At 47.9% G+C, this 13,092-nt stretch carries 16 protein-coding genes; all 16 read right to left on the reverse strand.

The features are described 5' to 3' along the window. Positions 1 to 769, reverse strand: a 769-nt coding sequence (locus Q0R37_RS12065; RefSeq protein ID WP_294754732.1) for a ParB N-terminal domain-containing protein, incomplete at its 3' end; no start/stop codon positions are given. Positions 770 to 891: 122 nt separating this feature from the next. Continuing rightward, positions 892 to 1,446, reverse strand: coding sequence for a P27 family phage terminase small subunit (locus Q0R37_RS12070; protein ID WP_028515216.1), 555 nt, complete (start codon positions 1,444 to 1,446; stop codon positions 892 to 894). A 242-nt stretch (positions 1,447 to 1,688) separates the two neighbouring features. Then, on the reverse strand, positions 1,689 to 2,039 hold the full coding sequence (locus Q0R37_RS12075; protein WP_294754733.1) for an HNH endonuclease: 351 nt from the start codon (positions 2,037 to 2,039) through the stop codon (positions 1,689 to 1,691). Between the two features lie 96 nt (positions 2,040 to 2,135). Next, positions 2,136 to 2,384 (reverse strand): hypothetical protein, encoded by a 249-nt coding sequence (locus tag Q0R37_RS12080; protein ID WP_028515214.1) that lies wholly within the window; start codon positions 2,382 to 2,384, stop codon positions 2,136 to 2,138. A gap of 123 nt (positions 2,385 to 2,507) precedes the next feature. After that, on the reverse strand, positions 2,508 to 2,924 hold the full coding sequence (locus Q0R37_RS12085; RefSeq protein ID WP_294754734.1) for a hypothetical protein: 417 nt from the start codon (positions 2,922 to 2,924) through the stop codon (positions 2,508 to 2,510). Continuing rightward, entirely contained in the window at positions 2,921 to 3,337 is a 417-nt protein-coding gene (locus Q0R37_RS12090; RefSeq protein WP_294754735.1) for a hypothetical protein, read from the reverse strand. Before Q0R37_RS12090 ends, Q0R37_RS12085 begins: the two co-directional genes overlap by 4 nt. Positions 3,338 to 3,448: 111 nt before the next feature. Then, complete coding sequence (locus Q0R37_RS12095) at positions 3,449 to 5,719, reverse strand: phage/plasmid primase, P4 family (RefSeq protein ID WP_294754736.1); 2,271 nt, start codon at positions 5,717 to 5,719, stop codon at positions 3,449 to 3,451. A gap of 94 nt (positions 5,720 to 5,813) precedes the next feature. Beyond that, positions 5,814 to 6,227: a DUF4406 domain-containing protein gene (locus Q0R37_RS12100; RefSeq protein WP_294754737.1), complete on the reverse strand. Its 414-nt coding sequence runs from the start codon at positions 6,225 to 6,227 to the stop codon at positions 5,814 to 5,816. 54 nt (positions 6,228 to 6,281) lie between these two features. Continuing rightward, positions 6,282 to 6,851: a DUF669 domain-containing protein gene (locus tag Q0R37_RS12105; protein ID WP_294754738.1), complete on the reverse strand. Its 570-nt coding sequence runs from the start codon at positions 6,849 to 6,851 to the stop codon at positions 6,282 to 6,284. 1 nt (position 6,852) lies between these two features. Then, the gene (locus Q0R37_RS12110) at positions 6,853 to 7,170 is read right to left on the reverse strand and encodes a VRR-NUC domain-containing protein (RefSeq protein ID WP_294754739.1); all 318 of its coding nucleotides are present in this window, start codon (positions 7,168 to 7,170) and stop codon (positions 6,853 to 6,855) included. After that, the gene (locus tag Q0R37_RS12115; RefSeq protein WP_294754740.1) at positions 7,167 to 8,501 is read right to left on the reverse strand and encodes a DEAD/DEAH box helicase; all 1,335 of its coding nucleotides are present in this window, start codon (positions 8,499 to 8,501) and stop codon (positions 7,167 to 7,169) included. Before Q0R37_RS12115 ends, Q0R37_RS12110 begins: the two co-directional genes overlap by 4 nt. Beyond that, a complete protein-coding gene (locus Q0R37_RS12120) occupies positions 8,473 to 9,366 on the reverse strand; it encodes an AAA family ATPase (protein ID WP_294754741.1) in 894 nt (297 codons plus the stop codon). Before Q0R37_RS12120 ends, Q0R37_RS12115 begins: the two co-directional genes overlap by 29 nt. Positions 9,367 to 9,378: 12 nt before the next feature. Further along, complete coding sequence (locus tag Q0R37_RS12125; RefSeq protein ID WP_294754742.1) at positions 9,379 to 9,843, reverse strand: siphovirus Gp157 family protein; 465 nt, start codon at positions 9,841 to 9,843, stop codon at positions 9,379 to 9,381. After that, entirely contained in the window at positions 9,827 to 10,006 is a 180-nt protein-coding gene (locus Q0R37_RS12130) for a hypothetical protein (RefSeq protein ID WP_294754743.1), read from the reverse strand. Before Q0R37_RS12130 ends, Q0R37_RS12125 begins: the two co-directional genes overlap by 17 nt. A gap of 72 nt (positions 10,007 to 10,078) precedes the next feature. Further along, entirely contained in the window at positions 10,079 to 10,672 is a 594-nt protein-coding gene (locus Q0R37_RS12135) for a hypothetical protein (protein ID WP_294754744.1), read from the reverse strand. Between the two features lie 388 nt (positions 10,673 to 11,060). Next, the gene (locus Q0R37_RS12140) at positions 11,061 to 12,941 is read right to left on the reverse strand and encodes a hypothetical protein (RefSeq protein ID WP_294754745.1); all 1,881 of its coding nucleotides are present in this window, start codon (positions 12,939 to 12,941) and stop codon (positions 11,061 to 11,063) included. Between the last annotated feature and the right edge of the window lie 151 nt (positions 12,942 to 13,092).

A 13,092-nucleotide genomic window follows, 5' to 3' on the forward strand; every position in this document is an offset into this window, starting at 1 on the left:
GGAAGTTCAGTCCTTCCGTATCGGCATGGAACACATAAGCCGCGCCGCCTTTTTCAAGATGGTCCGCCATACACTTGAACGCTGACAGGAGAAATGTGTAAAACTCCTCGTTCTTCATACTGTCGTTCTGAATGGTCAGCCCGCTGGAACTTTTGAAAGATACACCGTAGGGCGGATCTGTAAGAATGAGATTAGCTTTCGTATCGCCCATAAGTGTATTTACATCTTCGGGGCTGGTGGCATCACCGCACATGAGACGATGCCTGCCGACTGTCCAAAGGTCACCTTTTTCTACAAATGAAGCCTTTTCAAGTGCCGCTGTCAGGTCGAAATCATCATCTTTTGCTTTGGACTCCGTTTCGTCGGAAAACAGGTCAGCAAGCTCCTTGTCGTCAAAGCCTGTGAGACCTATGTCGAAAGCCTCAGCCTGCAGGGACTCAATCTCAATACGGAGCATTTCTTCGTCCCAGCCTGCATCAAGTGCCATGCGATTATCGGCCAGTATGTAGGCTTTTTTCTGTGCCTCGGTAAGGTAGTCCACAAAGACGCAGGGGACCTCCGCAATGCCCTCATCTTTAGCGGCGGCGATACGTCCATGACCTGCAATGACGTTGTAATCCTTGTCGATGATGACAGGATTTATGAAGCCGAACTCTCGCAGAGATGAGCGGAGCTTGGTAATCTGCTCAGGGGAGTGCGTTCGGGCATTGTTGACGTAGGGTATCAGCTTCTCGGTGGCGACAAGCTGGAATTCAGTGGTTGTTTTCATCGGGTATTCCTCCGTTTCATTACTCTTTTCAGCCCCTTGCGAGTGTCTGTGATGTTGCGGTAATTCTGCTGGGGCTTGTAAATCTGTCTGGGATTTGAAGCTTTCTTCATAGGAACTCCTTTCTATTTGCGACCTGCGCGGAGAAGCCGCTCCATAGCGTCGTCCATAGGATTTGCACCTGTTGCATCGACTGAGCAGTTCTCCTTGACAACCTGAAAGATCTGGTACCATGCATTGTTGGTCTGCTTCATGTAATTCTGGGACATGGCGACGTATGGGCTTTGAATAGGCGCATTTGAGGTCGGGTGCTTGCCGAGAAATCCATACCTGCTGATAGCCTCCTCGCACTGTATCCAACGGGCAACGCTCATGGCGTATTGCTCGATAAGCTGAGGATTTACCATTTTTTCGCAGCCCAGCTTCTTTAGCCATGCGGCGGTATGGTTGTATATTTCAGCGGCGCAGAGCTTCTCGCCGTCGCGCTGAACTGCGGAGAGATATTCTCCCGGAGGCGGCATATCGACCCCTTCCATATCAGCTCCCAGTGTTTCGGGAATATCTAGGACAGTAAGCTTGCGACCGCCGGGATTGCCGGCGTCTAATTTCTCCTTCAGAGCCTTAGGCTTGCGCCCTGCACCAGGTCTAGCTCCACCGCGCTTTGTACCGTCTTTTGCCATGAGTTCACCTCCTTTGAAAAAAATCAAAGAATTCAAATAACGTTTGAAAAAAGCTCCGCAGAGCATAAAAAATCCCGACGTGTTGTCGGGAGAAAATCGCAGTATTCAGCCCTTTGCAGGCATTGTTTGATTATTGCTTGAGCCGGGGCTATTCCCCCTTTGAAAATGCTGTTTTTGTGCGTGAGAGGGGGCGCCGGTCTTCCTGAGGATAGTCCGCAGAGATTTCGATACCCCCCGGGGGCTTAGTATGTGTATTCCGGTCTGCTGTCTTCGCGACCGGTTTTCTTGTCGTGGCATGACTTGCAGAGCGCCTGCCAGTTGGATTCGCTCCACATAAGTGAGTGGTCACCGCGGTGGGGAATGACATGGTCAACGACGGTAGCGGTTACGAAACGACCTTCTGCAAGGCACTTGACGCAGAGCGGGTGCTTGCGGAGATAAGCTCTGCTTAATCGCTGCCATTTACTGCCGTAGCCTCGCTTTGAAGCAGAGGGTCTGTCAGGGTGCAGGGGGAGATGTTCTGCGCAGTAGCTACCCTCAGTAAGTCTCGGGCAGCCGGGGTGTCGGCAGGGTTTCATGGCTTTTCGCGGCATGGTTTCACCTCCATAGGAAATAAAAAAAGCAGTCCGAAGACTGCTTATATTTTTATTCAGTTACTGATAAGAATTTGCAGCGTGACACTGCAACCACTATATGAAATCCCAATTAGGATTCATTTCTTCTGTTGTTTTCCAATCTATATTATATTTTTCCTTTAATATTCTTTTTTTCTCTCTTTCAATGAATGAAAATCTTCCGAACCTTATTTCAGGATCAACTAAAGATTCAGCTTCTTTGTCAACTTCTTCAATAATAGATTTAAAGTATTCTGTATCTTCAATAGGATCATGCTTTAGCGGTTCAGTTTTGGGTAAGAGTTCTCTTTTCCTTCTTTTCATAATCTAAACTCCTATGAATTCCGATTTGAATATCAAGTAAATTATATCATATCCCAGATACGAAAGTCAATATCATAGTTTCTGTATTTTAAGTATATCATAAACTATGCGTATCATCAAGTATTATTGTGTATCATGTAGTATCATCTTTTTGACCGCAATTGCGTGGAGCCGCTTTGTATGGGATTCGCTGTAGCCTATTTCGTCAGCAACTTTCCGCCAGCACTTGAACTCAATATAGCGCTTGTAGAGCAGGTCGCGTTCATCGGGATTGTCGAGAGCTTCAAGGGAGCTGAGGAAGGAGTGTTTCAGCTCCTCCAGCTCAGCGAAGGCGAGGTCTGCTTCATGGTCGAGGTCAATGGCACGGCATATTCTTCGGGACATTCCGTCTTTATCATGGCTTGCAGTTTTCGGCATATCGCTGAGGACAGGCGACGAGGGAGAAGCCTCTGCAATGCGTATTTCCTCGGCTTCGCGGCGTTTGCGTTTAATGCGGCGGAGCAGAATATTTGCTCGGTTCATGTATTCTCGGGGTGTCATGGAAGTGCCTCCAGTTTCGTTTTTATTCGCGGTGCAAATGAGTCGTCGCCCAGCATAAGACCGATGACTGTGCAGGCGAGCTCTGCGATTTTCTCGGTGCTTTCGGACTTGTTTATCTGCGCAATGAGAGTGCCTGCTCTGCGGAGATTGTCCTGATATTCCCTGTAAACTCTGCGGAAGTTTTCGTACTCTGCAACGGCTTCATTATAGCGCCTGAGAAGCTTTCTTTTGCGGTTTTCGGCGTCCTCTTTTGAAAGCTCATTGAACTTGAAATCATAGTATATCTTACGAAGCTCCGAGAAGTACATATACTCCGCAGGAGGGAAGTCCGAAACCTCGACTGTACCGTCGTAAGCCTGACGTTCAAGGCGCTTTCTGGTATCGCTGTCATTGAAGTTTATTTGTGTTTTCATAAGACCTCCTGGTGACCTAAGTGACCTATAATTATGAAATTCCATATAAGTCTTATATATTTGGTTTTCTTAAAAGAGAAGTAAGAAAATGATGATTATGGGTCACTTCCGTCACCCTATAGATAATCCAGAGAGTGAAATGCCGATATAAGTCCAGCCATTTTTTCTATGGACTTTATTGTACCGTTTTACGAGCTCAACACCGAACTTTCGGCTTGACATCTTATACTCATTGCACTCGGCTGCCCACTGACAATAAAGTGCATACAGCGCGGAAGCCTTGACCTCGCCGCCTTCTGCAACGTAATCGGAGTCCAGAAACGCCGAGATAACGTCCATTTCATTGCGGTACTCCTTAACGGCATCAAGGACTACCTTCGGCTTGCTCAGACCCTCGTGCCGCCACAGGCGATAGCCCTCCAGCATCCACGCCAGAATGTCAGGGAGCTCCGCAGTCAGCTTGGTACCCAAATCCTTGTCGATTTTGTCCTCGGGAATTGTCACAGTAAAGGGGATAATATGGATTCTGCGCCAGATACCGATGTCCGTACCGCGGATAGTCGGCTTATGGTTGGTCGCCATCCACAGCTTGAACTCGGGGCGATACTCGAACTCGTCGCCATAGAGCTTTCGTGCAGTTACAACGTCGTCGCCAGTCAGCTGCTTGAGAAGTCCCTCATTAAGACGCATGCCCTCGTTTGGCTCAACTGACGTAACGAAGCGAGCTCCCTTCAAACGGGCAATATCGGAGTTCGCAGAGGAGCTTGCGGTTTTCATCATAATGCTCTCGGGCTGGATATTGGTGGCATATTCGCCGAGGATTGTCCTGACCACTTCCAGAAAAGTTGACTTGCCGTTTCTTCCCGTGCCATAGAGGAAAAACACGCACTGCTCCGAGGTCAGACCGCTGAGGGAGTAACCCAGCGCCTTCTGCACATAGCGGATAAGCTCCTTGTCGCCGCTGAAAATCTCATGGAGGAATTTCAGCCATAGTTCGGGACGTTTGGGCTTCACGGGCATGGAAGTTCCCAGCATACGGGTCATATAGAATTTATGGTTATGGGGAGCAATTGAGCAGTTATCCAAATCAAGCACTCCGCTTTGGGAGTTGACCAGAGTTTTATTGCTGTCAAGCTCCGAGGGGCGAACTGCCACGAAGTGCTCGAATTCCTTTATCATAGCCTTTTTCGCCGCATTGGAACGGCTGTGCTTCATGTGCTTCTGGAAGTCCTTCAGAAGCCTTCCTTCCTCATGGGAAGCCCATGCTTGCAGCTCCCTTTTCATGGATTCAAGAACCTTGTCTGCATAGACATAGACCATTCCGCGGACATCGTACTGCCATTTGCCCTTTTCATAGTAGAGCCAGCGCTTGTCAACATAGCAATATCGCAGAATATCGCCGCATATGTCCTTCATTCGCATAGCATTTCCCGTATCGTCAAGGGTGTGCATAGGGCAGTGGGGCTCATTGTCGGGACACTCCGCAAGAACGCTTTTTTTGGCGCTATACTGGGGATTATAGTGGTTGTTACAGCTTGCGGCTGCACGTTCAAGAACAATCCTGCCATAGGTAGTTCCGCTCTGCTTTCTGTTCCATTTATCGCGCATGAGACCTGAGCTTCGGAAAATGCTGTCCATGAGCTTTATATCTCCGCCGCACCAGAATGCCAGCATATTGCAGAACGCCAAATCGGCTTCCGAATGGGACTGAAATCCCGAAATATCGCCGCTGAACAGGGCTGAGAACTTTGCTCCATTCTGAGAGCTCATAGCTCTGCTGACTATCTCCTGTTCGGTGAGACCAGTCGGCACAACCGCTCCCTGCACCTGAGGCTTTGGAGCTTCACGATTGCCGCCAAGATACTTTTCGTGGAGCAGCTTGACAGATTCGGTACAGTCCGAAATATCGGCAAATTCCGAGCATGAATTTCCTGTCATAATGAAGAACCTGCCCCTGTCATACATCTCCACCTTGCCGCGTCTGCGAGCACCTGAGGGGAGAGTGCCCCTGCAAATGATATGTATGCCGTTGCCCGACTGAGACAGCTCCGCATAGGAGCGCAGACCATAGATGAACTCATGGACGATGTTCTCCGTTCCGCCGTCGTTATAGTCTTCCACAGCTTCGCGGCAGTCGTCAATGTCAACTCCGAAGAAGCCGCTTCCCGAAAACATGAAGCCTATTCCGCTGTATTTCGCGGACTCCCGGACTGCTGTCCCATAGTCGCTCCATGTCTGGGGATTGTTTGACATAGCCTGTCCGCCTGTAATCGGGTTGACGGGTATCTTTTTTATGCCCGAATGGGACTTCGCATCGTGAATGGACTTCCAGCAAACCCAGTTGGGAACGGCTTTCATTGCGTTTGGTATTAATTCGTACATAAAGTACCTCCTAATAAATCTTTCTATATATGCTCCCAAATCGGGCATAATTAAACGGAAACCCATTGAATTTCAAGAAAAGTTTACAGAAAGTTCAGATTTCAGGGAAGTACCGTATGAACAGCTTCTTACGTTTCGCCCATTTAATTTCCCTCTGCATTCCCTTTGAGAAAACGTCGCCGAATATCCATAATTCGTCGCATTTTGCCAGCATTACGCGGTTCATGAACATTGCCAGCTCACGCTCCTCTGGCACATCGTCGTCCATAAACTGAGGAAACAGCAGGTGGGGAGCATAGGGTATTGCATGGTTTTCCACTGCATAGCGGCAGTAGCGCTGAGCATTGCGGATATTCTCCTGACGGTCACCAAATGAAAATGGGGAGCAGATATAGACGAAAGGACGGTATTTTCTGAGTATTTTGGGAGCTCTCTCCTCACGCTGGATACGGCTGAGAGCCTCGTATTCCGTAGGGCTTGGGTAGCCCTCGCTATTGCGGTAATTCATAGTATTTCCTTTCTGCCCGTTGGGACAGCCGAAACTGTCCCCAGGCATTTTATTTTAAAACGGCACGTCGCCGTCGCTGAGAATTTCCTCGAAGTCGCTGAGATTTCCCATGTCTATGGGAGTTGCCGCAAAGGTCTCCGCAGGCTTCTGTGCCACGGTATCAGCGGTCACAGTCGGCTTCTCCTTGAAAACATGACTGCACTCAGGGAACTTGGACTCATTCATGAACTTCACAACTTCGCGGTGCTGACCGTTATACTCGTCATGCCCCACGGTCACACGTATTGCATGACCAATCAGCTCGTCGCAGAGCGCCTGCAAGCTTTCGTAGCTCTTACCGCTTGGTAGTGCCGCCGCCTTTGCCAGAGACATGACCTGCTTGAAGCTATACCCTTGCACCTGCATATCAGCCTGAGTTGGTTCACGGCGCTTCCACAGGGTATGGAACAGGAAGCGGTTCTGGTATTTCTGCTCCACGTCGTTGCGTATCACCAGCGTAAGATTGAGCCCTGTTGCGCCGTTCTGAGTGGTTCGTTCCTCAATGCTTTTTATGATTACTTCGTACTCACCCTTGGGAATGAGCTCGAAGCTGTTAACCTCGGAATAATCCGTTGAAAATCCCATATTATTTTCCTCCTGTTACAAGTTGTAAAGCTTCCTCGGGACTTCTGCAAACGCCTGCAATTGCACCGTTTTTTCGCATAGTTTCAAGGAAGTTTTTCTGTTGGTCCGTTGGTCTGCCTTTTGCAGTTTTTACCTCAATGAACACAGCTCTGCCGTCAGCCTTGCGAACTCCGAAAAGGTCTGAGAAGCCTCTGGGAACTCCCGTATCGAAGTATCTTCCGTCGGGAGTATAGCCCTTGCCTACGTTTATCCTGAACATCACGCAGGTGTCCGCAAGTGCAAGCCGTATTTCGTTCTGAATTCGATGTTCTTCTGTCATAGCCAGCCTCTTTTCTTAGCCTGATAATAGCACCAGCCCTGCTTGTAACCGTGCCGTTTCGCATAGATATGAAGCTCCTTCAAGGAAGTGCATTCCTCAGGGGAGTCAAGCTCCAGTTTGAACTCCGCTATCTTTTCAAGCTCCGCATCGTCTTCCTGCTGAACCTTTCGTTCATGCTTGGGAAAAGCAAATCCGCAGGCTGGACATACAGCCCTGCCGAATGGTGGCGGCTCGAAAGTGTAATAGCACTGCGGGCACTGCTTAACCTTCACATCTGCCGCAGATTCGGACTGCTTCCGCGATGTCTTCTTTGCATTCAAATCCCATTTTCGGTCGGCGTCGGGCATTCCGAAGCGAGCATAGTTGCCCACATGGTCGATGATAACTGCACGTTTGCCCGGCTTGTAGCGCATACAGCGCATTGACTGCTGAATATACAGAGTGAGACTTTTTGTCGGTCTGAGCAGTATTACGCAACTGCAATCGGGCACGTCGAAGCCCTCGGAAATAAGGTCCACATTGCAGAGTATCTTGATGTCGCCTTTTCGGAAATCCGCAATAATACGGCCACGTTCAGTTTTGGGAGTGCTCCCGTCAATATGAGCTGCGGAGATACCTGCCGCGCTGAATTCCTCAGCCATAGCCATTGAATGATTCACGGAAACGCAGTAGCAGACCGCCTGTCTGCCGCCTGCAAGAGCCTTGTAGTGCCTGATTGCGTCACCGAAAACAGCAGTTTTCAGCAGAGCCTTTTCCGCGGATTTTGCCTCATACTCACCATGAAGAATTCTCACGCCTGTAAGGTCAGCAATCGACGGCGCATAGTAGTCGTAGGGCGCGAGGTAGTGGTTTTCAATGAGCCATTTTGCGGACACTCCCTCCACGAGAATATCATTGACGTCACCAAGACCGCTTCCGTCAAGCCGAATCGGAGTTGCCGTAACTCCAAGCCTGCACACATCGGGAAAAGCGTCGTAAATACGGTGATATGTAGCGGCTTTGGAGTGGTGGTTCTCGTCGGTGATTATGAGCGCAGGTTTTGTCAGCTTTGCAATTCTGCGGGTAGCAGTCTGCACCATCATAACATCAGTTTTCTCCATGTCAACGCCCCATTTGCAGAAGGTTTGCTCAATCTGCTCCACCAGCTCACGGCGATGAACCAGAAAGAGAACATGATTATTTTTTGCAGTTGTCCGCCTTGCGATTTCAGCAACGATTACGGACTTCCCACCACCGCAGGGAAGTACTACACATGGCGATTTATAGCCTTTAAGATATGCCTCACGCACACGGTTTACAATGTCATTCTGATACGGGCGCAGTGCCTTCATCAGCAGGTTTCTCCTTACGCTTTTTTATTTCCTTTGTCATGCAGTTCCAGCAGAGCTTGCGACCGTAGTTTTTCACGGTGCCCTCTGCAATCTGTTCCGCAGACCTGCCCTGAGCTGCAACAATAAGACTTCCGCAGTCAGCGCACCTGTCAGGTTCAACACCGCCGCTGAGCCACTCCTTGAGCTGCTTGCCAAGTTCGGGAGTTATAACGCCTGTCCATGAATCGAGAAATGTAGTATCCTTAGACGTCGAAGCCGTATGGCTCCTTGCAATATTGAACACAATATCGAACTCATACTCCGTATTTTCGCGCTGCACAGGAGCAAGTCCAATCTTTACCGGAACAGTCTTGCCGCGCTCATTCTGCTCCATAGCATAAGCCATTTTTGAGCGCATGGTTACGATGATATGACAGTCCGCAGAAAGCAGGGTATTTACCAGATGATTTTGGATTTTACCAGCCTCATTCCACACGGTGAAGCTGTTCTTGTTCTGCGTCTGTTCCAGCTCTGTTTTCAGGTCAAGAACGCCGCCCTCGTTATCCCATGCATGGCTGAAGCTGTCCACGATTACAACTCCGTCTGGACCAACTGCGGCAGTTGCTTCCTTGACCTTCTGAATATATCGGTCAGGTGAATAGGGCGGAGTCAGCTCGTCATAGAGAAAAGCTCCCGTTTCAAGGTCACTTCTTTCCGCATAAAACTGAGCTCTGCCGTGCTCTGTATCAATGAGAGCAATTTTGCTCCAGTCGCCGGTAACTCCGTATGCAAGATACAGTGCGGACAGCGTTTTTCCAGCGCCGCTTGGACCTGCAAGTGCCACGCGCATTTTCGCAGCTTTTCGCTGAGCTTTTTTGAATGCCATAGAAATCCCTCCTCACTTAATTTGAATGTTCTGACGCTCCACAAGCTGTGCGCCTTTGATACTCTCACCAGCAAGCAAAGCTGCTTTTATAGCGGCTTTATCAGGAGTATAGGTGACCTTTTTCACGTTCCATTTCTTTGGAAGCAGTTCCGCATTAATTTCAGTAGCAGTTGATTTGCGGAAGCTGATACGCACTCTTGCAGTTTCAAATGGCTGACTGCTGAGAGCTCCTGAGAGCCAGTTTCGCAAGGAAGCCGCTTTGTTCTCGGCAATCTTCATTCGCCTGTCAAGAGCGTCACGCTCAGCTCTTATGGCAGCCGCATCAGACTCCAGATTTTTCACCCACAGCGCCACGTTTTCCAGCTTTGCATTGCGCTCCATAAGCAGAGCGCTGAGCATTTCCTCGTTGATTATTTCGCCTGTTTCCGCGTCAACACAGCCACTTATTGCGGAGTCAATTTCATACAGCGTCGACATCTCTGAGAGCCTCCTTCTTGGCTTTAATCTCAATGCAGGCGAGATTCACCGACTGCGCTTTGGAGAGCTCCTGTTCGGTAAGAAGCTGCTTTGCCATGCTTTCGGCAATAGCGCTGATAAAGATGAGCGCGTCTGTCATGTACTTCATTTGCTTTTTATTCATTGTAAATCCTCCTTGTTCGGGAACAATGTCCTCTGTTTGTAAAGTCAAAAGAAAAGAGCCATACCGGAACAGTTACGGAAAAATTTCTCTCAGAAATTTATCTTCCGCGATTTCCTGCCGTATTCTCGCCTTCATAGCCCTTATGCGTCGGTCAGAAACGCTCATTGCTTTTGCGACTTCTTTAGTAGTGTAGCCGCAAAGTTCGGTCAATCCGTAGACAGTCTGCCACTTATCCTTCATGCTTGCAACTACTTCACGGAGCCGCTCAACTGATACACATGTCTCCTCTTGAAACTGAACTGTCAGCTCGGGAAAACTGACACCGTCGTAGCTGTCGCCGTCTTCATCTTCAAGCAAATCATCAAGATAAACGAATTGCCTTCTTGCAGGCGGAATTTCGTTTCGCTGGGGAGCTCTGCCGTTCCTGATGATGAACTCAGCAATGAACTTCTTTCGCCATATCTGGTACATTTTCTGCTCATGGGGAGTGAGCCGCAGTTCCTTGCAGTTTACATAAACCTCATGGTCATCAAGTGCATGAAGGTTGCGGATATCCTGTTCAGTGACGCCGTTTTCACCGGGCTTGAACTCAATTACAAGCTGACCGTTCTCGTCATAAAGCTTGTAGGTGCCGCGCTGGTTCCTGGGAGTTTTCCTGTATTTCATAACCTTGTCCTCTCCGCTCGGAGATAGAGTACAGGATAAGCCGATTTCAGGGCAAAAAAAGAGTGCACACAGAGAAAGGCTATCTCAGATACAACCGTCAGAAACGACAGCTGTATGAAATATCCTGTGCCCTCTATGTACACTCCGGGCAAGTTATTTTTTCTCAGTCACTTGACTGTAGCTATATCATAGCATAATGAAAACAGGGTTTGAAGGGCAGAATCAGCACCATCATAAATGGCTTGATACTGGGATTAACAGCTTTTATTTGAACTTTTGAAACGGTGAATAGGCAAAAGCATAAGCGCTTATGTGCCGTTGTCGGCACCATGATAAAAAAATTTTGAAGACAATAAACGAATAATGAAAAATCCCTGAAGCATTTGCCTCAGGGAGTTTCTTGTATAAAGGGCTCCATACCTTTTAGTTTAAGAGCCTTATTGCACTGTTCAATTGTAGCACCGTACATTCTGTCGATGATAGTTTGGTAGTAGTTATGTCGTTTGCTGTGCCGAAGGCTAACTCCGGCTTTCTCCATGAGATCATAAATCAGAGCAGGATAAAGGTGCATGGCAATTCCCATAGCCATTATCTCCTCAACAGTGACCTTATAGCCTTCGCTGTTGCGGAGCTTTTTTATTTTATCTTCGCTGATAAAAGAGGCTTCTGACAGTCTTTCAATAGTAGTTCCGGTGCGCTTCATATGCTCACGGAGTGATACTGAAAACTCGTCAGAGAGCTTGTCGTGGTTCAGTAGGTCGTCAGATTTATCAGCTTCTGCGAACATTTGCAATATTTGCTGCTCCGAGTATTCAATCTCAATAAAGCCGCCGTCGTCGCTGCGCTGTAAGGTGCCGCTTTTGTAGCTGTATGTAATGCGTCTATGCAGCGTAAATAGCACACAGCATTTATCAAGATTGTTACGCGCATAGGCAGTGAGCCTTGGCGTATTGCCGCTGTCAATGTAAGTCGGGTGATTGATGCAGACATGACCTTCAACGTAAACCAGCCGCCTTGAAATAATATAGCTGTTGAATTTTTTATTTGAGCTGCACAGGCTTTCAATAGCGTTTGGCTCAACAGTATAGGTCTGGTATGGCTCGATAGTTCCGGTGATATTATAATCGGGAACGCGCTTTCCTGCAATATAATTGAGAACTCCGCTTGCGTCGGTATATCCCAGCTCGCAGAGCCTGAACTTTGCCGCCTGCATTGATACGTTAAAGTGATTGGAAATACGGCGAATGGTTCTCAATATCCTGTCTGTCTTTTGCAGGTGCTTGAACTCTGACAGGCAGTCTTCAATAAACGGTCTTACGGAGAATTCCGGCATCTGTATGCGCGGAGCAAGACGTTCAGCCTGCCACTCTATTTCCTTTACAACAGCCTGCTCAGCCTTTGAAAGCGGAGAGTTGTCAATATCAAAATCTGGACGATATTGCTTAAGCTCGTTCCTGTATTTCTCCTGTAAGAGTATAAAAAGAGAGTGCCTGATATAATGAACGCACTCGTGAACGATAGTGTTATTGGCTCTGTTTGTGTCGTTGGCTTCAGTTATTTTGTCTATGACAATGGTACGCTTGGGAACTTCAAAAAACGACATTTGACCTCCGTAAACACCTTTGGCGGAACCACTGGGGATATAGAGCCTTCCGAGCACTCTTTTCGGAGCATTGACATTACCGCTGGCAATTGTTAAGTCAAGGCAGTCAGCCAGAGTATTTGGCTCTATGGCTTCGCCGTTCATGTAATCACCGGAGTAGTAGGTTTCGAGTATGCGGTATGCTTCGTTTTCAAGCTGATTTGTTCGCAGCGGAGCGTATAAGTAGTCGTTCAGCTGCGGAAGGTTAAGGTCGTCAGCCTTGTCATATAGGGAAATATTTTCAAATAAGTGCTCCTGACTGTTCTGAAAATCATAATAGCCCCGTATCCGGAAATCCAGAGTGCAGCTTTCTTCCGTTATGTCATAGTAATCCTCAGCATAGTATTCTATTTCGCATTTGAGTATTGTGTCAACATTGATGCTATCTTCAGAACGCCTATAAAATCGCAGGGAGTTTATTACCGCATCTACTGATATAATATTTCTGGAGTTGCAAAGGCAGGTAGATACGTTGCCAAGCAATATTCCGTTAATTAGCGCAAGTCGATATTTGTCGGCATAGTGGGCAAGCAGCCATTCAGAAAAGGTGATAATCCTTTTTGGAGTTTTACATTCAGGATTGGGAATACCCGTGCTATTGCTGAAGATTATTGGATAATGCTTCATGTTGCCTCCTCAAACATGGGTAAATAAAATTATTAAGAAATTATGTCTTTGTCGTGGCAGTTGTATTATATCATACAGCTTATGAAACAACAATACAAAAACAGCGACTCCGAGAAATTCTATAGTCTTGACTAAAACTATTTAGTTTTGT

The organism is uncultured Ruminococcus sp., assembly GCF_946415235.1.
Taxonomy (GTDB): domain Bacteria; phylum Bacillota; class Clostridia; order Oscillospirales; family Ruminococcaceae; genus Ruminococcus.